A 19,623-nucleotide genomic window follows, 5' to 3' on the forward strand; every position below is an offset into this window, starting at 1 on the left:
TCCTCGGTATCGGCTCGGTTCAGGTCCGGTCCTCTGATCCTCAGGCGACCGCCGAGGACGCGATGCGCAGTACTGCGCACCAGCACCTGTGACGCGAGGCACTTTCAGCGAAGGTGGGCCCGCCGGGAGAGCGCCGCCGGATCGCGGACCGTGATGAGGGAGGGCTTCGTGTGTACGAGCCCGATGTCCTTCCAGCGTGCGACGAGCAGGTTCACCGACCGGAGGCTCACGCCGAGCGACTCGGCGATGAGGCGCTGGCTCATCGGGACCGTGGGATTCGATCGGCCCGGATCGGCGTTGAGGACCTCGAGGAAGAGCTGTGCCAGGCGCTGCTCGGCGGGCAGGTTGGCCGCCCTCCAGACGCGTTCGCCGACCTGCCGGGCCTTGCTGAGGATGTAGTGCTGCAAGGTGTCCCGCAACCGCTCCCGGTCGATGAAGCCTGCGAAGGCGGACGCTTCGAGTGTCACGACGGTGCCGTCTTCGAGGGTCCACACCGACGCGCTGTGCTCGCCGCGGTCGTGCTGCGCGTACTCGCCGATGAGGTCGCCCGGTCCGCGGACGGCGACGAGGACTTCGTTGCCGCTTTCGTCGGTGTAGACGACCCTGACCCGGCCCCGGTCGATCGCGTGGACGATGCGGCTCGGCGCGCCTTGGTCGAGCAGCCGGTCGGCGGCGGGAACCGCGCGACGGCTGCCGTGGGAGAGGAGGGCGTTCCATCGCTCGGCGCCGATGAGTGCCTGGAATCCGCGGCTATGGAGGTTTTGCGGGGTAGGGGCCATCGGATCTTCATAGCGATTGCGGCCGTTACGTTCTGTCGGAATAACGACACTGAAAGTGTGATTCATTCAGATTGCCCGGCCGGGGTGGGGGGATTGTGGAGGAATCTTTGGTGAGGCTAAGGTCACAGGGGCAGTCGAGTGGAAGGGAAGTGCTGTGCGCAAACTCAGGCTTGTCGCGGTGGCGTCGGTCGGGCTCTTGGCTTTGGGGGCCTGCGGAAGCGAGCAGGGGGCCGCGATGTTCGTCGGCGACCAGCGCGTCACGGAGGCCACACTCGACGGTTATGTCGACGGCGAGGTCGACATGTACCTCGAACAGGGCGCGACGATCGAGGAGATCAGCTACGCCGACAGCCGCCAGAAGGCCGCGTTCATCGTGCTCTTCGCCGAGCTGGGCCAGGCCATGGGCCTGGAGGCCCCCGACACGAACAGCGCCGCGGACGAATTCGAGGCCCGGTACATCGAAGCCGCCGCGTACTACGACGAGATCGCCGCCGCGGCCGAGCCGCGCGCGATGACTGAAGAAGAGAGCGCGGCCCTGAACGCGGCCGTCGCGGGCGACCAGAACCTCCTGCAGCGCGCGGTCGAGGGCTGGGCCACCTCCGAGCAGCTCACCGAAGAGCAGTTCGCCGAGTTCAGCACCGCCGCGCAGGCCGACCCCTCGATCCTCAACGAGGTCGTGCGCATGTGGGGCGAGCAGCAGGCGGGCTTCGCCGACGACCTGAACGGCTACATCGCCGAGTACGACGTGGCCGTGAATCCGCGCTACGGCGCGCTCGACATCAGTCCGCTCGTGGGCGTGTTCGAGGTCGAGGTGCCGCAGCGTTGAGCGAGATCACCTGGCTCCTGACCTCCCCGCGCATCCCCGCCGGGCTGCTCACCGTCGAGGCCTGGGACGCCCTGCAGGACGCCGAATCCGTGGCCGCGTTCTTCGAGAGCCCCACGGTCGAGGCCGTGCGGGACGCGGGGATCGACGTGGAGCTCGTCGAGGACGCCGCCGAGTTCATCGAGTCCGGCGGGGTCTGGATCGTCGGCGAGGACGGCGACGAGGAGCTGCGCGAAGCGCTCGCCGAGTACGTCGCGGGCGGCGAGATCGAGCTCGAAGTCGTCTACGGCTCCTGGGACCCGCCCGGCGCGCGCCTGCTGGACCTCGTCGAGGCCGTGGCGCGGCTGCACGCCGAGGACGGCTGCCCGTGGCACCACGAGCAGACCCACGAGACCCTCGGCCCGTACCTGCTCGAGGAGTCGTACGAGGTCCTGGACGCCATCGCCGGGGGCGACCCCTCAGAGCTCCGCGAAGAGCTCGGCGACCTCCTGTTCCAGCCGCTCCTGCACGCCTCGCTCGCCGAGGACTTCGACATCGACGACGTCGCGGGCGACCTGGTCGAGAAGATCATCCGCCGCCACCCGCACGTGTGGGGCGACGCCGACCCGGACGACCTGTACGAGCACTGGAACGAGGCGAAGGCCGCCGAGAAGCCGCACCGGGACCACCCGGCCGACGGCGTCTCGCGGCAGCTGCCGTCGCTGTCGTTGGCCGCCAAGGTCATCGAGCGCTTCCACGACCAGGGCGAGCCGCTGGAGCTGCCGGAACTGCCCGACGGCCTCAAACTCGAGGCCGACGAGGTGGGCGACTTCCTGCTCGCCGCCGTAGCGGCCGCCCGCGCCGCCGGAGTCGACCCCGAACTGGCGCTGCGCAAGTCGATCACCGAGCGCGCGGATCTGGACCGCCTCGACCCGCAGGGGCACGTCGCGGAATCGATCGAGCACTAGACGGGCAGGCCCTTAACCGTTCAACCGTAACTTCACAATAATGTTCTCGCGGCCATTAACAATGGCCGCTATCTCTGCTGTGGTCGATCGCATGCCATCCGGTGACGCAAGTGCCAGAGGCCCGAAAGGCCCGGCCACCGACTACAAGGTCCAGTTCCCCGGGCCTGCAGGCAACCATGTCGTCGAGGCCGCGCTCAAGCGCAGCCTTTCCTTGGCGCTGACCGTGAAGCAGGAGGTCGGCGCGCCCGACCACGACTCGCTGGCCTGGAAGCGCCGTTCGCGGACGAAGGCGCGGGCCCGACTTGGTCGGGCCCGCGCCTCGTTTCTTCAAGGGGGGCTTACGGTCCTACCCGGCGGGAATCTCCGGCACGGCGTCCTCGTCGTACTCGGGGGCGGGCATGGCCCGCAGGATCTCGCCGAGCATGTCGGCGTCGATCGGAGCGTCGTCCTGCCAGGAGACCCACATGCCGACCGCCCAACCCTCGGGCGAGTACCGCGTCGCGTAGAACTCGTGCTCGGTGTAGGGCGTCCAGTCCTCCCCGGCTTGGGGCTCTTGGCTGACGTTGAGCTCTTGGAACGTCCAGAAGGTTCCGTCGTCGTCGGTCCAGGAGTTGCAGTCGAACCCCTCGCCGCAGACCTGCAGGTGCGGATCCCAGTGGCCGGTCTCCGAGTAGCCCGGAATCCATCCGCCCGGCAGGTAGTACCGCAGGTCGAAGTAGATGTCCTGGGTGGTCTCGTCGACGGTGGTCTCGAACGGGAGGGTGCCGCTGTTGCCGTACGAGCGCTGAATGACCAGGCCGCGGCCGGTGATGCCCAGCGATCGGGCGTCGCCGGTGCCGAGGGTCGCGTCGGGGTAGAGGTCCTGGAGCGCCTCCCGCGCGCCCTCGTAGCTGCTCTGCGCCTGGTCTTCGGCCTCCTGCGATTGCGCCCAGGCGTCGTTCTCGTCGATCCAGCCCATCGGGACCTCGATCAGCTCGCCCACCGGGGCAAGCTCGGAGGTGTCGAACTCGAACTCGGGCATCGCCAGCGCGGCGGCCCTGAGACCTTCCAAGTCGAGCGGGTAGTCCGTGCCCGAGCAGTTCTCCCAGGAGGTGCGCAGGCCGGTGCCGTTCGGGTAGACCACCGCGATATCGGCGGCGCAGCCGTGGTCGGCGACCATCAGGATGCGGCCGTCGTCGAGCTCCTCGCTGGTGAACTCGGGCGCTTCCTCGGTGAAGTAGGGGCCGTCGCTGATGAGGTGCTGCGGGAACAGCTGCTGGGTGATCGGTCCGGGCTCGGCGGTCCAGCCGCCGGGCAGCAGCACCTTGAGCTCGAAGACGGTCCGCAGCCCCGAACCCTCCTCCTCGGATTCGCCGCCACCGATGGTGCGCAGGTAGGTCTGGCTGTAGTTGCCGGGTTCCTGCTCCGCGTTGACGTGCATGCCGCTCTGCTCGGCCATGCACTCGTCGATGTCCGCCTGCGTGCCGCCCTCTTCGCCGAAGTAGGAGCAGTCCTCCTCGTCGGCGGTGTTCGCCGGGTCGTTCCATACCCCGCCGGCGGCGAGGAGCTGGCCGAACGCCTCGGTAGCCGCGTCCTTGACAGTCGTGACCTCCTCAGACGGCTCGTACGCTGAGAACTCGTCCCCGCCGCTGGCCTGGCCCCAGTCCTGGCGGTAGGGGTACCCGGCCATCGCCGGGTCCTCGATCGTCTCCTCGGCTGCGGGCGGGGTGGTGCCGCCGGTCGAGTCTTCGGCAGGGTCGGTGCCAAGGTCGGGCAGTCCGACCACGGTCAGGGCGAGCACCCCGGCCACCGCGGCCACACCGGTGGTCGCGGCGCCGCCGAGCACGGCGCGGTGGCGGCGGCGCGCGCGGTAGCCGTCGCGCACGATCCGGTCGAGGTCGAGTTCACTTGCCGGTGGCGGGGATTCGGACATGGCGGTGCGGAACATCGCGCCTGGATCGTCTTGCAGGTTCATCGCTCTTCGCTTCCTTCCGCTATGCCCGGGCCAGGACGGGGGAATCGTTGAGGAGCTCTTTCAGCTTGCGCAGGCCCTTGGCGGACTGGCTCTTCACGGTTCCGGTCGAACAGCTCATGGCGGTCGCGGTCTCATCGACGGACAGTTGCTCCCAGTAACGGAGTACGAGCGTCGCGCGCTGCCTGGCGGGCAGCAGGTTCAAAGCCGCCAGCAGTTCCATCCGCACGTCCACAACCTCTTGTGGACGTGCGAGTTCCTGAACGGGCAGTTCAGAACTGGTCCGCTCGCGGCGGACCCAGGCCAGGCGTCGATGGGATATGTACACGTTGGTGACGATCTTGCGGACGTACGCCGGAGCACCGCCCGGCTCGACTCGCCGCCATGCCGCGAACATCTTGGTCAACGCCTTCTGCACGATGTCGTCGGCCTCGAACCAGTCCCCGCACAGCAGGTACGCGTACCTGCGCAGACTCTCGCGCTGGGCGATGGCGAAGGATCGGAACTCGGCCTCTTGCTGCTCCTCTGACTTCACAGGGCCTCTTTCAGGTGACGGGTCGGTGCCGGGCCGGCCGCGGTGTGGTGGATTCGGCGTGGCCCGACACGCCTAGTACGCCAGAACCCGCCCCGGGGTTGCCCGCCGACCTCCCCGAATCCCCTCGTTGCCCCCATCACAGGAACCCGTTTGTCGCGCCCCGAGCGCATCCGGTACAGTTGTCTCTCGTCGGCGCCTGCAGCATTGAGGCGCTAAGACACCATTGGGGTATGGTGTAATTGGCAACACGGCGGTTTCTGGTTCCGTTGTTCTTGGTTCGAGTCCAGGTACCCCAGCCATAAAAAGTAATCTTGTAAACTACGAACGGCCCGCCTAGCGGGCCTTTTGTTTTGCCTGGTGCAATGGGTCAAGGCCCGCCGGAATCCGGCGGGCCTCTGCTGTGTGCGGGGACTTAGGTCACTTCGAGGTTGGCCATCATGCCCATGTCCTCGTGTTCGGCGTTGTGGCAGTGGAAGAGGTAGCGGCCGCGGTAGCCGTCGAAGCGGGTGATGATCTCGGCGGATTCGCCGGGGCGGAGGGAGACGGTGTCCTTGAGCCCGGCGTCGTGGGGGAGGGGGTCGCCGTTGCCGCGGGAGAGGATGCGGAAGCCGACGAGGTGGAGGTGGACGGGGTGGTGGACGTCGGCGATGAGGCGCCAGACCTCGACGTCGCCGAGGTTGACGGTGACGTCGGTGCGGCCCGGGTCGAAGGGGAGGCCGTCGATGACCCAGCCGTGGCGGCCGTTCATGCGTCCGGCGCGGAAGGCGATGTCGCGGACGGTGGCGGCCGCTGAGCGGTCCCATTCGGGGAGGTCGTCGGCGAGGGTCTCGGGGATCGGGGTGCGCTCGCCCTCGCGGACGACGTGGAACGCCATGACGTCCGCGGTTCGGCCCGAGCCGAGGCGGTTCACGAGGCGCACTGTCGTGCTGACCGGGATATCGGTGAAGTCGATCAGCAGGTCGTAGCGTTCCGCGGGCGCGATCGGGAGGCGGTCGTGGCTGACCGGGGCCGCCAGGAGGCCCTGGTCGGCGCCGATCTGGACGAGCGGGAGGGTCCGGCCGTCCTCGGCGACGGCCTCGAGTTCGTAGTGCCTCGCGTTGGAGGCGTTGAGGACGCGCAGGCGGTAGAGCCCGGTGTCGACCTCGTGCACGGGCCAGGGCGCGCCGTTCACGAGGATCACGTCGCCGAGGACACCCGCGGTGAACGGCTCCTCGACGCCGATCTCGCCGGTCAGGGTCGGGTCGAGCGAGGGGTACTTGAGCTGGCCGTCGGCGTCGAAGGCGCGGTCGGCGATCATGAGCGGGATCTCGCGGTCGCCGCGGGGCAGGTCGAGGGCGTCCTCGACGTCGTCGCGCACGAAGTGGAGCCCGGCGAGGCCGCGCCAGATCGCCGGGGCGGTGAAGTCCATGCGGTGGTCGTGGTACCAGAGCATGGTGGCGCGTTGGTCGAGCGGGAAGCCGTACTCGCGCTGGACGTTCGTGATGACGGCGAGGTCGTCGGTCATGCTGTGGCCCTGATGGTGAGCGGCCGCGCCGGTCCAGCCCTCGGGGAGGACGAGGTCGGTCGGGTACCCGTCGGAAGAGGCCGGGGTGCGGCCGCCGTGGAGGTGGACGACGGTGGGGACGGGCAGCTCGTTGCGGTGCGCCACAGTGACATGGCGCCCGCGCCGCGACTCGATGGTGGGTCCGGGGAATGTGCCGTTGTACGTCCACAGTCGAGTGGAGTAGCCGGGGATGATCTCCGCTTCGGTCTCCATCTGCACCATCTCGTACCGGTCGCCCTCGCCGTCTGACGAGACGGGCGCGAGCACCGCCGGGATCGGCAGCGGCACCGAGAACGCCTGGGGCAGGGGCAGATCGCTCACGAGCTGGTCGCCGGTCTCCGGCTTGTGGCGCGCCCACGCCGCCGAGAGCGCCAGGCCGCCGACCGCGACGGCGCCGAGTCCTGCGCCGATGCCCAGCAGGCGGCGCCGCGACACTTCAGGCATCGGTCCGCACCGCCTTCGCGCGGCGCGGCAGCGGCCGCATCCACAAGGCCGCGAACATGATCGTGATCCCCGCGATGAGCGCGACGCCGAGCGGGAGGTGCAGCCACAGGGCCCCTTCCAGCCCGGCGAAGTACTGCGCCGTCACCCCCGCCATGAGGGCGAGCGAGGCCCAGAAAGGCCAGGCCCGGCGCACCCGGACCCACACCGCGACGGCCGTGCCGATCTGCGCGATGCTGATGAACGACACCAGGTCAGCGCCCATCACGTGCCACGAGAGGCCGTCGAAGTCGCCGCTGAGGTACACGCCTGCGAACACCGGCTGGCCGAAGCCGCCGATCAGGAAGAGGGTCGCGACCGACCGCAGGACCCAGCCGCTGACGGCGGTGCGCGCTGGTTCAGGAGGGGCGTCGGTAGCTTCGAGGGTTCGTTCCACGCCATCGAGGGTATGACCGCGCGGTTAAGACTTCAAAGACCAATATCGCTATGGTGCTATAACACCGGAGGCATGAGAGGACGTCGATGGACCTGAACGCCTTGCGGCAGTTCCTCACTGTCGCACGTGAGGAGCACCTCAGCCGCGCCGCGGCGGAGCTCCGCGTCGCCCAGCCCGCACTCAGCCGCACCATCGCCAAACTGGAGGCCGAGCTCGGCGCGCCGCTGTTCGACCGCGCAGGGCGCTTGCGGCTCAACGCGACCGGGAGCGTCTTCCGCGACCATGTCGAACGCGCCCTCGGCGAACTGGAAGCGGGCCGCCGCGCCGTCGCCGAGGCCGCGAGCGGCGGCACCGGGACCGTGCGGCTCGCGTCGGAGACGTTCCTCCCGCTCACCGGCCCGATCGCCGCGTTCAAAGCCGCGCACCCCGAGGTCGAGGTGCGGCTCACCCAGATGGCCCCGGACGAGATGGAGCAGGCGCTGCGCGCCGACGAGGTCGACCTCTGCCTCGCCTCGCAGCCGATGGGTGCCGCGCGCTCCGAAGTCGTTCACGCCGAACAGGTCTGGCTGGCCGTGCCGCCCGGCCACCGCCTCGCGGGCGAGCAGCGCGTGACCGTCGAAGACCTCGCGAACGAGCCGTTCGTCATCACCAGGCGCGGCCAGTGGCAGCGGCGCCTCCTCGACTGGCTCTTCGCCGACCGCAACCTCGAACCGCGCATCGCCTGCGAGATCGACGAGCCCGCCGCTACGTACATGCTGGTCGGCGCCGGCCTCGGTCTGAGCCTGTTCCCGCAGATCGCCCGCCGCAGCTTCCCCGCGGCGGGCGTCGCGTGGGTCGGTGTCGACCACCCGCACTGCAACCGCACGCTCAGCCTCCACTGGGCGGGTGACGGCCGCCTCCCCGCCGCCGCGCGTCTCATGCGCACCCAGGTCGGGGCATGGGACTGGGACGCCGCCTAGAATCGAGCCCTACTCCCCAGAGACAAGGACCTGCCGTGCCCGAGACGATGCGCGCCGTGACCCAGCAGACCCTCGGCGGGCCGGAGGTGCTGGCGCTGACCGAGGTCGAGCGGCCCGAGCCGCACTACGGCGAGATCCAGGTCCGCGTCCGCGCGGCGGGCGTCAACCCGGTCGACCCGGCCGCCCGCGAGATCGGCCTCTACATCGGACAGCCGCCGTTCATCCTCGGCTGGGACGTCTCCGGCACCGTCGAGAAGGTCGGCATCGGCGTCACCCGCTTCAAGCCCGGGGACGAGGTCTTCGGCATGCCGAGCTTCCCGCACCAGGCCGGCACGCACGCCGAGTACGTCACCGCCCCGAGCCGCCACTTCGCGCCCAAGCCCGCCTCCCTCTCGCACATCGAGGCCGCCGGGCTCCCGCTGTGCGGCCTCACCGCCTGGCAGGCCCTTGTGGACAATGCGGGCCTCTCCGCCGGGCAGTCCGTGCTCATCCACGCCGCCGCCGGAGGCATCGGCCACCTCGCCGTCCAGATCGCCAAAGCCCTTGGCGCCCATGTCATCGGCACCGCCAGCGCGGGCAAGCACGAGTTCGTGCGCAGCCTCGGCGCCGACGAGGTCATCGACTACCGGGCCGTCGACTTCACCGAGGTCGTCTCCGACGTCGACGTCGCGCTCACCACCCTGGCCGGCGACTACGCCGCACGCTCGGTCTCGGTCATCCGCGACGGCGGCGTGCTCGCCCAGCTCTACTACTCCTTGCGCGACGCCGAGTTCCCCGAGGCGGTCGCCCGCGGCATCCGCACCGACTTCATGCTCGTCGAGCCCGACCTCATCGGCCTGCAGGGCCTCGCGGCCCTCGCCGACGACGGCAAGCTGCGCGTCCACGTCGCCGAGACGTTCCCGCTCGAGGACTTCGTGAAGGCCCACGAGGCGATGGAGTCGGGCGGCGCGACCGGCAAGATCGTGCTCACCGTCGATTAGGCGGGCTGGCAGAATACGGCGGTGCCCATCACGATCGCCCATCTCCAGGACCAGCTCGCCGCCTACCTCGCGCAATGGCCCGAGGACGCCGACTCGATCGCGCCGCTGCTCGCGCTCACCGGCCCGGACGGCTTCGACCGCAAGGACATGCCCGGCCACGTCACGGCCTCGGCGATCCTCGTCAACGCCGCCGGTGAAGTCCTCCTCGTCCACCACAAGGCGATCGGCCGCTGGTTCCAGCCCGGCGGCCACCTCGAACCGGGCGACGAGTCCCTCCCGCTCGCGGCGCTCCGCGAAGCGGTCGAGGAGACGGGCATCGACCCCTCGGCGCTGACCCTCGCCGACCCGGTCCCCATCCACATCGACGTCCACCCGATCCCGGCCAACCCGCGCAAAGCCGAAGCCGCCCACTGGCACTACGACATCCGCTACCTTTTCGACTGCGGCGACCACGAACTCGACCCCCAGGCCGAAGAGGTCCACGCGGCAGAATGGCGCCCGGCAACCGACCTCGACACCCCGGTCATCCCCGCCCGCCTAGCCCTTCGCGACTGAACGGGGTTGGCATGTCAAGACACGACGTTCTGGGGCAGCTAGTCTCCGGTCTCCTCGCCGACTCCCCGCTTGAAAGGGAATCGGTGATCGAGGATGTTCGGTTGCTAGTCAGTGTTGGCGAGGAGGAGCTGGCGTTCGACACGATGTGCTCCTGGCTATACGAGGACTTTCACCAGTTGTCGAGGGCCTACTACGAACGACTGGTTGCCGCCGCGACGGAGTTGGGCATGCCCAACTCCGTCGACAAGCTCGATGAACTCATCGCTGAGTAGATCGTCGGCGGAGCGGCGGTTTCGCCGATCAGGCGTCAGGTTCTCGGTTCCAGGTCCAGGCGTAGTTGGTGTCTTCTACGTCGAGAGCGGGTTCGCAGAGTTCGAGGGGGCGGAAGGTGTCGACCATGACGGCGAGTTCGTCGAAGTAGTCGGCGCCGATGGAGCGTTCGGGGGCTCCGGGCTGAGGACCGTGGGTGAAGCCGGAGGGGTGCAGGGAGATCGAGCCCTGCTCGATGCCGGAGCCGCGGCGGGCTTCGTAGTTGCCGCCGCAGTAGAACATCACTTCGTCGGAGTCGACGTTGTGGTGGTTGTAGGGCACCGGGATCGCGTCCGGGTGGTAGTCCACTTTGCGCGGCACGAAGTTGCAGATGACGAAGTTCGGGCCCTGGAAGACCTGGTGCGCGGGCGGGGGCTGGTGGATGCGGCCGGTGATCGGCTCGAAGTCGTGGATCGAGAAGACCCACGGGTAGAGGCAGCCGTCCCAGCCGACCACGTCGAAGGGGTGGTGCGCGTAGGTGAATTTCGTCCAGAGGGTCGCACTGCCGCGGCCTCGATGTTGGACGTAGACGTCGACGTCCTCGCCTTCTACGAGGAGGGGTTCCTCCGGGCTGCGGAGGTCTCGTTCGCAATAGGGGGAGTGTTCCAGGAATTGGCCTCTCACGCTCAGGTAGCGCTTCGGCGGGGTGATGTGGCCTGTCGATTCGACTACGAGCGTGCGGAGTTCTCCCTTCGGGATGATCCGGTAGATCGTTGACATCGGCATGATCAGGTAGTCGCCTTGGGCGATATCGATGGCGCCGAAGGAGGTTTCTACCTCTGCTTCACCTGACTCCACATAGATGCATTCGTCGCCGATGGCGTTGCGGTACAACGGGGAGGGCTTGGTGGCTACCGCGTAGGAGATCCTGCAGTCCGCATTGGACAGCAGGTGGTTGCGGCCGAAGATCGCGTCGTCCGGGCCGCCGTTGAGCTTGTGGGTGCGGAAGTGGCGCGGCTTGAGCGGGTGGTTCGCGACCGGCTCGGGCCTCTCGGGCCGGTGCTCGGTGCTGGAGGAGATCGCGGTCGGACGGAAGCGGTGGTAGAGCAGCGAAGAGTCGGAGGAGAACCCCTCCTGGCCCATGAGCTCCTCGGAGTACAGGCTCCCGTCGTCCTGGCGGAACTGCGTGTGTCGCTTGTCGGGGATCTGCCCGACGGAACGGTAGAACGGCACGTCGACTCCTTTGTCGGTTCGCGCGGCAGGCGAGGGTGACGCCCGCGCGGCGGCGGTTATGCCCCGAGGATAACCTTCCCGCCGTTCGATTTCGAGTGGTCCGCGCGCACCCGCGCGCGGCCCGGGCCCGTTCGCGCATGAGCTGCGCGGAGCGCTGGACCCGGGCCGCCGCCAGCGCCTAGGCTCGGCACCATGGTTGGACCGATTCCCGCGATGCTGCGGGGCCTGATCGATGACGCGGCACTCTTCCCACCAGGAAGCGCGCCCATGGAAGCGGCCGTCCCCGCGCACCGCGGGTACCGCCAGTCCTGGTACGAGGCCATGGTCGGCCCGCTGCTGGTACCCCAGTCGCGGCTCGCCGACCTCGAGCCGGGACGGGGTGCACTGCGCATCGGCGTGATCGTCGACGGCGACCTCGAGCAGGTCGCGCACGATGTCGCCGCGCTCGCGCCGCAGGTGGACGTCCTGCACTACGAGTCCCGGCACGCCCTCGACCACCTTGCGAAGTTCGCGCCCTCCTGGGGCCGCCCGGTCTTCGCCGAGCTGCCGTTCGGCGACGACGCCCTCGACGCCGTGCGCGCCACCGGCTTCACCCCGAAGTTCCGCACCGGCGGCATCGCCGCCGAGTTCTTCCCCGCCCCTGAGACGCTGGCCGCCGCGATCGCGGGCTGCCGCCTGCGCGGGCTCCAGTTCAAGCTCACCGCCGGGCTCCACCAGGCCGTGCGCCACCGCGACCCGGAGACGGGCTTCGTGCACCACGGTTTCCTGAACGTCCTGGTAGCGGCCGCGGACGCCGCCGATGGCGCCCGCACCGACGACCTCGCCGCGACCCTCGCCAGCACCGACGCCCCCGGCCTCGCCGCCCGCGCCCGCCGCGTCCTCGACCGGCCCCGCGCCCTGTGGACCGGTTTCGGCTCGTGCAGCATCGACGAACCGCTCCACGACCTCACCGAACTTGGACTCCTGCACCGAGGGGACGCCGCATGACCGCCACCAGCTGGGTAGACGGGGCCGACACCGGCCCGTTCGGCCTCGACCACCTCCCGTACGGCGTCTTCTCGACCGCGAAGGACCCCGCCGCGCGCATCGGCGTCCGCATCGGCGACCAGGTGCTCGACCTGCGCGCGCTCGCGACCGGCACGTTCTTCCTGCCGTGGATCAGGCCCGCGTTCCACGAGCACGACCTGAACGGCTTCATGGCGATGGGCCCGCCCGCGTGGCACCTCGTCCGCCACCAGCTCACCGAGCTGCTGAGCGACCGCCGCTACCAGGACCAGTCCGCGACCCTCCTGACGCCGATCGGCAAGGCCCGCATGCACTTGCCGTTCGCGGTCGCGGACTATGTGGACTTCTACGCCTCCGAGGATCACGCGACGAACCTCGGTCGGCTGTTCAGGCCTGACTCGGAGCCCTTGCTGCCCAACTGGAAGCACCTTCCCGTTGGCTACCACGGCCGGGCCGGGACTGTGGTGCCTTCCGGGACGCCGATCGTTCGGCCCCGGGGCCAGCGCAAGTCGAAGGACTCACCCGTCGAGTTCGGCCCCAGCGTGCGCCTCGACATCGAGACCGAGGTCGGCTTCGTGGTCGGCGTCGGCACCGAGCTCGGCACCCCGGTGAGCCCGGACGACTTCGCGGAGCACGTGTTCGGCACGGTCCTCGTCAACGACTGGTCGGCGCGCGACATCCAGGCCTGGGAGTACGTCCCGCTCGGGCCGTTCCTCGGCAAGTCCTTCGCCACCTCGATCGGGCACTGGGTCACGCCGCTCGAGGCGCTGGCCGGGGCGAAGGCCCCTGCGCCGGTGCAGGACCCGGCCCCGCTCGGGTACCTCCAGGAGGCGGAGCGGTTCGGGTACGACCTCCAGATGTCCGTGCGCTGGAACGGGACCGAGGTCTCACGGCCGCCGTTCAAGGGCATGTACTGGACGCCGGCGCAGATGCTCGCGCACATGACGGTGAACGGCGCGTCGCTGCGCACCGGCGACCTGTACGCCTCGGGCACCGTCTCCGGGCCCGAGCCCGGTCAACGCGGCTCGTTCCTGGAGCTGACCTGGGGCGGGCAGGACCCGGTCGTGGTCGGCGAGGGCGAGCAGCGGTCGTTCCTCGAAGACGGCGACACGGTCGTCATCAGCGCGACCGCGCGCGGTGTGAACGGCGGCGAGATCGGCCTAGGCGAGGTGAGCGGGACGGTCCTGCCCGCGCTCAGCTGAGGTCGGCGGCCTGCTTGACGAGCGGGAGGGTCCGGTACGGGATCTGCTCGGCCAGGGCGATCACCGTGGTGGCGCGCTGGACCCCTTCGCTCGCCAGGACGCGGTCGATCACGCCCTGCAGCTCGGCGTTCGTGCGCGCCACGATCCGGCACAGCATGTCGCCTTGGCCCGTGACCGTATGCGCCTCAAGCACTTCGGGGATCTTCGCGAGCCGCTGCGCCATGTGCTCGTGCCCGACGGCCTGCCGCAGTTCGAGGGTCACGAATGCCGTCACGGGGTATCCGAGGGCCGCGGGCTCGACCCGCGGCCCGAAGTCGCGCACCACGTTGCGTTCGGTCAGCTTGTCGAGCCGGGCTTGGACCGTGCCGCGTGCGACGCCGAGCCGCCGCGAGCATTCGAGGACGCCGATCCGAGGTTCGGCCTCGAGGAGTTCGATGAGCCTGGCGTCGAGCGCGTCGATTCCCGCATCACTGGTCATGTTGTCCAGTCTAACCAAGCAATCTCTGTAATATTTGCGCAAGTTGACTAGCCTCAAACCTACTGCTTGCCCAGTCCCGTGATCTGAACAATGATCAAGTCGACCGCCCCACAAGGACGAGGAGGCCGCCATGGTCGACACTGCCAACCGCCCCAGTGATGCCGATCTTGTCGGCGCCGTAGAGCACGACATCCGCGAGGACGCCTTCCCCATCAAAGGCTGGGACCACGTCCGCTACTACGTCGGCAACGCCCGTCAGGCCGCCCACTACTACTCCACCGCGTTCGGCATGACCCTGTTCGCCTACCGCGGCCCCGAGCAGGGCTACCGCGAGCACGCCGAGTTCGCGCTCAAGTCCGGCGGCGTCGTGTTCGTCCTCGCCGGGGGCGTCACCGCCGATTCGGAGGCGACGAGGCACTACGCCGCGCACGGTGACGGCGTCATCGAAGTGGCCCTCGAAGTGCCCGATGTGGACGCGAACTACAAGCACGCGATCGAGCAGGGCGCCATCGCGATCGAGGAGCCGCACGACCTCACTGACGAGCACGGCACGGTCCGCCGCGCCGTGATCGGGACCTACGGCGAGACCCGGAACGTCCTCATCGACCGGTCGCGCTACGACGGTCCGTTCCTGCCCGGCTTCGTCGCCGCCGCGCCCATGGTCGCGCCGCCCCAGAAGCGGTTCTTCCAGGCCGTCGACCACATCGTCGGCAATGTCGAGCTCGGCAAGATGCGCGAGTGGGTCCGCTACTACGAGCGGGTCATGGGCTTCACGAACATCGTCGAGTTCGTCGACGACGCGATCGCCACCGAGTACTCGGCGCTCATGAGCAAGGTCGTCGCGAACGGCTCCCGCAAGATCAAGTTCCCGATCAACGAGCCCGCCGAGGGCAAGAAGAAGTCCCAGATCGACGAGTACCTGGAGTTCTACGGCGGCCCCGGGGTCCAGCACATCGCGCTCGCGACCAGCGACATTCTGGCCGCCGTCGACGCGATGCGCGAGCGCGGCGTCGAGTTCCTGGAGGCCCCCGACGCCTACTACGAGGACCCTGAGCTGCGCGAACGCATCGGCGAGGTGCGGGTGCCGATCGAGGAGCTGCAGGCGCGGCGCGTCCTGGTGGACCGCGATGAGGACGGCTATATGCTCCAGATCTTCACCAAGCCGCAACAGGATCGGCCGACAATGTTCTACGAGATCATTGAACGGCACGGCTCGCTCAGCTTCGGCAAGGGCAACTTCAAGGCCCTGTTCGAGGCCTTGGAGAAGGAGCAGGCCAAGCGCGGCAATCTGTGACGGGGAGCGGATTCATGCACGCACCACACGGCCCTGACCTGCACTGCAAGACCTGGCAGGCGGAGGCGGCCTACCGGATGCTCCAGAACAACCTCGATCCCGAGGTGGCCGAGCGGCCCGAGGACCTGGTGGTCTACGGCGGCACGGGCAAGGCCGCGCGCAGCCGCGACGACCTGAAGGCGATCCTTCGGACCCTGCTCACGCTCGAAGCGGACGAGACGCTGCTCGTGCAGTCCGGCCGCGCCGTCGGGGTCATGCGCACCCACGAGTGGGCGCCGCGCGTGCTCATCGCGAACTCGAACCTCGTGCCCGACTGGGCCTCGTGGCCCGAGTTCCGGCGCCTCGAATCGCTCGGGCTGACCATGTACGGCCAGATGACGGCCGGCTCGTGGATCTACATCGGCACGCAGGGCATCCTGCAGGGCACCTACGAGACCTTCGCGGCCGTCGCGGAGAAACGCTTCGGGGGGAGTCTCAAAGGGACGCTCACGCTGACGGCCGGTTGCGGCGGCATGGGCGGCGCGCAGCCGCTCGCCGTCACGATGAACGGCGGCGTGTGCCTGATCGTCGAGGTCGACCCCGAGCGCCTGGAACGGCGCGTACGCCAGCGCTACCTCGACACGGTCGCGTCCGATCTGGACGACGCCATCGCGCAGGCGATGGCCGCCAAGCGGAACGGCGAAGCGAAGTCGATCGGCGTGGTCGGCAACGCCGCCGAGGTCTTCCCCGAGCTGCTGCGGCGCGGCGTCGAGATCGACATCGTCACCGACCAGACCTCCGCGCACGACCCGCTGTCCTATGTGCCCGCCGGGGTCAGGTACACCGCGGCGGCCGAGCTGGCCCGCGCCAACGCCGACGAGTTCACCGAACGCGCCCGCGAATCCATGGCCTACCACGTGGCGGCCATGGTCGGGTTCCTCGACGCGGGCGCCGAGGTCTTCGACTACGGCAACTCGATCCGCAGTGAGGCGTTCCTCGGCGGCTGCAAGCGCGCCTTCGCGTTCCCGGGCTTCGTGCCCGCCTACATCCGGCCGCTGTTCTGCGAAGGCAAGGGCCCCTTCAGGTGGGCCGCGCTCTCGGGCGACCCGGCCGACATCGCCGCGACCGACCAGGCCGTGCTCGACCTGTTCCCGGAGAACCGCAGCCTGCACCGCTGGATCTCCCTCGCCCGCGAGCGGGTCGCGTTCCAGGGCCTCCCGGCCCGGATCTGCTGGCTCGGCCACGGCGAACGGGACCTCGCCGGGGTCCGCTTCAACGAGATGGTCGCCGACGGGACCCTGAAGGCCCCCATCGTGATCGGCCGCGACCACCTCGACTGCGGCTCGGTCGCCAGCCCCTACCGCGAGACCGAGGGCATGAAGGACGGCTCGGACGCGATCGCGGACTGGCCGCTGCTCAACGCCCTCGTCAACACCGCGTCGGGCGCGAGCTGGGTGTCGATCCACCACGGCGGCGGCGTCGGCATCGGCCGGTCCATCCACGCCGGGCAGGTCACCGTCGCCGACGGGACGCCGCTCGCGGCCGAGAAACTCGCGCGGGTGCTCGCCAACGACCCTGCCATGGGCGTCATCCGGCACGTGGACGCCGGATACGAAGAGGCCGAGCAGGTCGCGGAGGACCACGGCATCCGCGTGCCGACACGGGAGTCCTAGACCGGCCATTTTGAACGGGGATTGACATGGACGCGGACGAGTTCCGTCGACTGTGGAGTGAGATCGAGCCGATCGGGCGGGCCGCTTCAGGTGGCTACCTGCGGTTCTCCTGGACCGAGCCCGACCTCGACCTGCGCACCTGGTTCCACACCCAGTCGAAGCGGCGCGGCCTGCGCTACGAAGAGGACCGCAACGGCAACCTCTACGCCTGGTGGGACGCGGAGAAGGAGCAGGTCGTCGACCCCGACGCACCGCACCCGCACGGTGCCGTGCTGACGGGCAGCCACTTCGACTCCGTCCCGCACGGCGGTGCCTACGACGGCCCGCTCGGCATCGTCTCCGGGTTTCTCGCCGTCGACCAGCTCCGGGCCGACGGCGCGAACCCGAAGCGCGCCATCGGCATCGCTGCGTTCACCGAAGAGGAAGGCGGACGCTTCGGCGTGCCGTGCCTCGGCTCGCGCCTCATGACTGGCGTCATCGATCCCGACCGCGCCCGCGCCCTCACCGACCCTGACGGCGTCACGCTCGCCGAGGCCATGAGCGTCGCCGGGGCCGAACCGGACCTCCTCGGGCCCGACCCCGAGCGCCTCGAACGCCTCGCCGCGTTCATCGAACTCCACATTGAACAAGGCCGCGCCCTCGACGGCAGCGAATCGCCGGTGGCCGTCGCCAGCGCGATCTGGCCGCACGGGCGCTGGCGGATCACGTTCACCGGCGAGGCCGACCACGCTGGGACCACGCGCCTGCCCGACCGGCGCGACCCGATGCTCACGTTCGCGTTCGCGGTCCTCGCCGCCCGCAAGGAGGCCCGCCTCGCCGGAGGCGTCGCCACCGTCGGCAGGGTCGAGGTGGAACCGAACGCCACCAACGCGATCGCCGCGAAGGTCACCGCGTGGCTCGACGCCCGTGCGCCCGACGACGCGGTGCTCGGCGAGATCCTCGCCGGTTTCGAGTCCAAAGTCCACGAGCGCGCGGGACGCGACGGGACCAGTGTCAGCATCGAGGCCGAGTCGGAGACGCCGATCGTCGAGTTCGACGCGTCCCTGCGCGACCGCGTCGCTGCCGTCCTCGGCGGCGCGCCGGTCCTGCCGACCGCTGCGGGCCACGACGCCGGGGTGCTCTCGGCGCACGTGCCGACGGCGATGCTGTTCGTGCGCAACCCGACAGGGGTCTCGCACGCGCCCGGCGAGGCGGCGAGCGACGCGGACTGCGCCGCCGGTGTCGACGCGCTCGCGGCCGTGCTGCGGGACCTCGCGTGCTGACCTTCTGGGCCGAGCACGCCCTCCTCCCGGGCGGCCCGGCCGACGCGGTCGCCATCGAGGTCGCCGACGGCCGCATCGCGAAGGTGACGCCGGGCAGCAAGCGGCGCGGCGATGTGCTTGCGGGCGTGACGCTCCCGGGCTTCGCGAACGCCCACTCGCACGCGTTCCACCGGGCGCTGCGCGGGCGCACCCACACAGGCACGGGCACTTTCTGGACCTGGCGCGAAGGCATGTACGTACTCTCCGAACGGCTCGACCCCGACTCGTACTACCGGCTCGCGCGCGGCGTCTACGCGGAGATGGCCCTCGCCGGGATCACCGCGGTGGGGGAGTTCCACTACCTGCACCACTCGCCCGGCGGGCGACCGTACGCGGACCCGAACGCCATGGGGGAGGCCCTGATCCAGGCCGCCGCTGACGCGGGCATCAGGATCACCCTGCTCGACACGCTGTACCTCGCAGGCGGTTTCGGCCTGCCGCTGGAACCGGCGCAGCGGCGGTTCGGCGACGGGAGCCTGGAGGCGTGGCTCGACCGCGTCGAGAAGCTCGACCCGCCCGAGCACGCGGTGATCGGCGGCGCGGTGCACTCGGTGCGGGCGGTCCCGGACGAGGCGATCGCGGCGTTCGCGTGCTCGACCGACGGGCGCCCGGTCCACGTGCACCTCTCGGAGCAGCGTTCCGAGAACGAGGCGTGTCGGCTCGAGCATGGCTGCAGCCCAACGGAACTGCTGGAGCGCTGCGGGCTCCTCGGGCCCGACCTGACGGCGGTCCACGCCACGCACCTGGCCGGTCACGACATCGAGCTGCTGCGCCGTTCGGGCACGACCGCGAGCTTCTGCCCCACGACCGAACGCGATCTCGCGGACGGCCTCGGCCCGGCGCGGGCGCTCGCCGAAGCGGGCGTGCGGCTCTCGCTCGGCACCGACTCGAACGCCATTGTGGACATGTTCGAGGAGGCGCGGGCGGTTGAGATGCACGAGCGGCTTGTCAGCGAGGAGCGCGGCCGGTTCACGGCCGGGGAACTGCTCGACGCGATGACCAGGCACGACTCGCTCGGTTGGGCGGACGCGGGCCGCATCGAGGTCGGTGCCCGCGCCGACCTGGTCACGGTCGCTACGAGTACGCCGCGCACGGCCGGGATCGACCCGTCCGGGGTCGTCTACGCCGCGACAGCAGCCGACATCACCGACGTGATCGCCGACGGGCGGCGGATCGTCGCAGGCGGCAGGCACCTGCGCATCGACGCGGGTGCGGAACTGGCGAAGGCGATCGGCGGGCTGTGGACGTGACCGGGGAACC

The 19,623-nt window shown here is 69.8% G+C and carries 19 protein-coding genes and 1 tRNA gene; 13 read left to right on the forward strand and 7 right to left on the reverse strand.

Translation table 11 applies throughout. The features are described from left to right. Nucleotides 1-104: 104 nt before the first annotated feature. Nucleotides 105-779: a Crp/Fnr family transcriptional regulator gene (locus tag ACZ60M_RS03990; protein WP_465414460.1), complete on the reverse strand. Its 675-nt coding sequence runs from the start codon at nucleotides 777-779 to the stop codon at nucleotides 105-107. Between the two features lie 154 nt (nucleotides 780-933). Between ACZ60M_RS03990 and ACZ60M_RS03995 the strand changes: the two genes are divergently transcribed. Beyond that, on the forward strand, nucleotides 934-1,605 hold the full coding sequence (locus ACZ60M_RS03995) for a hypothetical protein (RefSeq protein ID WP_465414462.1): 672 nt from the start codon (nucleotides 934-936) through the stop codon (nucleotides 1,603-1,605). After that, a complete protein-coding gene (locus tag ACZ60M_RS04000; RefSeq protein WP_465414464.1) occupies nucleotides 1,602-2,549 on the forward strand; it encodes a nucleoside triphosphate pyrophosphohydrolase in 948 nt (315 codons plus the stop codon). Before ACZ60M_RS03995 ends, ACZ60M_RS04000 begins: the two co-directional genes overlap by 4 nt. Before the next feature lie 346 nt (nucleotides 2,550-2,895). Here ACZ60M_RS04000 and ACZ60M_RS04005 read toward each other — a convergent pair whose 3' ends face one another. Together ACZ60M_RS04005 and ACZ60M_RS04010 are read right to left on the reverse strand one after the other, a co-directional pair. Next, nucleotides 2,896-4,503, reverse strand: coding sequence for a hypothetical protein (locus ACZ60M_RS04005; RefSeq protein ID WP_465414466.1), 1,608 nt, complete (start codon nucleotides 4,501-4,503; stop codon nucleotides 2,896-2,898). A gap of 19 nt (nucleotides 4,504-4,522) precedes the next feature. Then, nucleotides 4,523-5,035 (reverse strand): SigE family RNA polymerase sigma factor, encoded by a 513-nt coding sequence (locus ACZ60M_RS04010; protein WP_465414468.1) that lies wholly within the window; start codon nucleotides 5,033-5,035, stop codon nucleotides 4,523-4,525. A 224-nt stretch (nucleotides 5,036-5,259) separates the two neighbouring features. On the opposite strand from ACZ60M_RS04010, the gene ACZ60M_RS04015 reads away from it, so the two are divergent. Further along, nucleotides 5,260-5,334: transfer RNA gene (locus tag ACZ60M_RS04015), tRNA-Gln, on the forward strand. Nucleotides 5,335-5,447: 113 nt separating this feature from the next. Here ACZ60M_RS04015 and ACZ60M_RS04020 read toward each other — a convergent pair. Together ACZ60M_RS04020 and ACZ60M_RS04025 are read right to left on the reverse strand one after the other, a co-directional pair. Beyond that, nucleotides 5,448-7,022, reverse strand: coding sequence for a multicopper oxidase family protein (locus tag ACZ60M_RS04020; RefSeq protein WP_465414470.1), 1,575 nt, complete (start codon nucleotides 7,020-7,022; stop codon nucleotides 5,448-5,450). Further along, nucleotides 7,015-7,455, reverse strand: a complete 441-nt coding sequence (locus ACZ60M_RS04025) for a hypothetical protein (RefSeq protein ID WP_465414472.1) — start codon at nucleotides 7,453-7,455, stop codon at nucleotides 7,015-7,017. Before ACZ60M_RS04025 ends, ACZ60M_RS04020 begins: the two co-directional genes overlap by 8 nt. 86 nt (nucleotides 7,456-7,541) lie before the next feature. On the opposite strand from ACZ60M_RS04025, the gene ACZ60M_RS04030 reads away from it, so the two are divergent. From ACZ60M_RS04030 to ACZ60M_RS04045, 4 genes are read left to right on the forward strand one after another with little or no spacing between them, the layout of a single operon-like run. Beyond that, nucleotides 7,542-8,414: a LysR family transcriptional regulator gene (locus tag ACZ60M_RS04030; RefSeq protein WP_465414474.1), complete on the forward strand. Its 873-nt coding sequence runs from the start codon at nucleotides 7,542-7,544 to the stop codon at nucleotides 8,412-8,414. 35 nt (nucleotides 8,415-8,449) lie between these two features. Continuing rightward, nucleotides 8,450-9,394, forward strand: coding sequence for an NADP-dependent oxidoreductase (locus ACZ60M_RS04035; protein ID WP_465414476.1), 945 nt, complete (start codon nucleotides 8,450-8,452; stop codon nucleotides 9,392-9,394). Between the two features lie 21 nt (nucleotides 9,395-9,415). Then, on the forward strand, nucleotides 9,416-9,949 hold the full coding sequence (locus ACZ60M_RS04040) for an NUDIX hydrolase (RefSeq protein WP_465414478.1): 534 nt from the start codon (nucleotides 9,416-9,418) through the stop codon (nucleotides 9,947-9,949). Nucleotides 9,950-9,960: 11 nt separating this feature from the next. Continuing rightward, nucleotides 9,961-10,221, forward strand: a complete 261-nt coding sequence (locus ACZ60M_RS04045; protein ID WP_465414480.1) for a MafI family immunity protein — start codon at nucleotides 9,961-9,963, stop codon at nucleotides 10,219-10,221. Between the two features lie 28 nt (nucleotides 10,222-10,249). Here ACZ60M_RS04045 and ACZ60M_RS04050 read toward each other — a convergent pair whose 3' ends face one another. After that, entirely contained in the window at nucleotides 10,250-11,431 is a 1,182-nt protein-coding gene (locus tag ACZ60M_RS04050) for a homogentisate 1,2-dioxygenase domain-containing protein (RefSeq protein WP_465414482.1), read from the reverse strand. Nucleotides 11,432-11,623: 192 nt separating this feature from the next. Between ACZ60M_RS04050 and ACZ60M_RS04055 the strand changes: the two genes are divergently transcribed. Next, nucleotides 11,624-12,418, forward strand: coding sequence for a hypothetical protein (locus ACZ60M_RS04055; RefSeq protein WP_465414483.1), 795 nt, complete (start codon nucleotides 11,624-11,626; stop codon nucleotides 12,416-12,418). Next, on the forward strand, nucleotides 12,415-13,638 hold the full coding sequence (gene fahA / locus ACZ60M_RS04060; protein WP_465414485.1) for a fumarylacetoacetase: 1,224 nt from the start codon (nucleotides 12,415-12,417) through the stop codon (nucleotides 13,636-13,638). Before ACZ60M_RS04055 ends, fahA begins: the two co-directional genes overlap by 4 nt. On the opposite strand, the gene ACZ60M_RS04065 is transcribed toward fahA, so the two are convergent. Continuing rightward, nucleotides 13,631-14,116 carry an Lrp/AsnC family transcriptional regulator gene (locus ACZ60M_RS04065; protein WP_465414487.1) on the reverse strand — a complete coding sequence of 162 codons (486 nt, stop codon included), beginning with the start codon at nucleotides 14,114-14,116 and terminating at the stop codon, nucleotides 13,631-13,633. The genes fahA and ACZ60M_RS04065 overlap by 8 nt on opposite strands. Nucleotides 14,117-14,246: 130 nt before the next feature. Between ACZ60M_RS04065 and hppD the strand changes: the two genes are divergently transcribed. From hppD to ACZ60M_RS04085, 4 genes are read left to right on the forward strand one after another with little or no spacing between them, the layout of a single operon-like run. Continuing rightward, the gene (gene hppD, locus ACZ60M_RS04070; protein WP_465414489.1) at nucleotides 14,247-15,410 is read left to right on the forward strand and encodes a 4-hydroxyphenylpyruvate dioxygenase; all 1,164 of its coding nucleotides are present in this window, start codon (nucleotides 14,247-14,249) and stop codon (nucleotides 15,408-15,410) included. 14 nt (nucleotides 15,411-15,424) lie between these two features. Further along, on the forward strand, nucleotides 15,425-17,062 hold the full coding sequence (hutU, locus tag ACZ60M_RS04075) for a urocanate hydratase (protein ID WP_465414491.1): 1,638 nt from the start codon (nucleotides 15,425-15,427) through the stop codon (nucleotides 17,060-17,062). 26 nt (nucleotides 17,063-17,088) lie between these two features. Next, nucleotides 17,089-18,324, forward strand: a complete 1,236-nt coding sequence (locus tag ACZ60M_RS04080; RefSeq protein ID WP_465414493.1) for an allantoate amidohydrolase — start codon at nucleotides 17,089-17,091, stop codon at nucleotides 18,322-18,324. After that, a complete protein-coding gene (locus ACZ60M_RS04085; protein ID WP_465414495.1) occupies nucleotides 18,318-19,613 on the forward strand; it encodes a formimidoylglutamate deiminase in 1,296 nt (431 codons plus the stop codon). The genes ACZ60M_RS04080 and ACZ60M_RS04085 overlap by 7 nt, the downstream gene beginning before the upstream one ends. Nucleotides 19,614-19,623 lie beyond the last annotated feature (10 nt).

Source organism: Glycomyces sp. NPDC050141, assembly GCF_055586545.1.

Bases quoted from the DNA above. Each gene is read 5' to 3' on its own strand.
- ACZ60M_RS03990 (WP_465414460.1), bottom strand. From the start codon at position 779: ATGGCCCCTACCCCGCAAAACCTCCATAGCCGCGGATTCCAGGCACTC.
- ACZ60M_RS04005 (WP_465414466.1), bottom strand. From the start codon at position 4,503: ATGAACCTGCAAGACGATCCAGGCGCGATGTTCCGCACCGCCATGTCC.
- ACZ60M_RS04020 (WP_465414470.1), bottom strand. From the start codon at position 7,022: ATGCCTGAAGTGTCGCGGCGCCGCCTGCTGGGCATCGGCGCAGGACTC.
- ACZ60M_RS04030 (WP_465414474.1), top strand. From the start codon at position 7,542: ATGGACCTGAACGCCTTGCGGCAGTTCCTCACTGTCGCACGTGAGGAG.
- ACZ60M_RS04045 (WP_465414480.1), top strand. From the start codon at position 9,961: ATGTCAAGACACGACGTTCTGGGGCAGCTAGTCTCCGGTCTCCTCGCC.
- ACZ60M_RS04055 (WP_465414483.1), top strand. From the start codon at position 11,624: ATGGTTGGACCGATTCCCGCGATGCTGCGGGGCCTGATCGATGACGCG.
- fahA (WP_465414485.1), top strand. From the start codon at position 12,415: ATGACCGCCACCAGCTGGGTAGACGGGGCCGACACCGGCCCGTTCGGC.
- ACZ60M_RS04065 (WP_465414487.1), bottom strand. From the start codon at position 14,116: ATGACCAGTGATGCGGGAATCGACGCGCTCGACGCCAGGCTCATCGAA.
- hppD (WP_465414489.1), top strand. From the start codon at position 14,247: ATGGTCGACACTGCCAACCGCCCCAGTGATGCCGATCTTGTCGGCGCC.
- hutU (WP_465414491.1), top strand. From the start codon at position 15,425: ATGCACGCACCACACGGCCCTGACCTGCACTGCAAGACCTGGCAGGCG.
- ACZ60M_RS04080 (WP_465414493.1), top strand. From the start codon at position 17,089: ATGGACGCGGACGAGTTCCGTCGACTGTGGAGTGAGATCGAGCCGATC.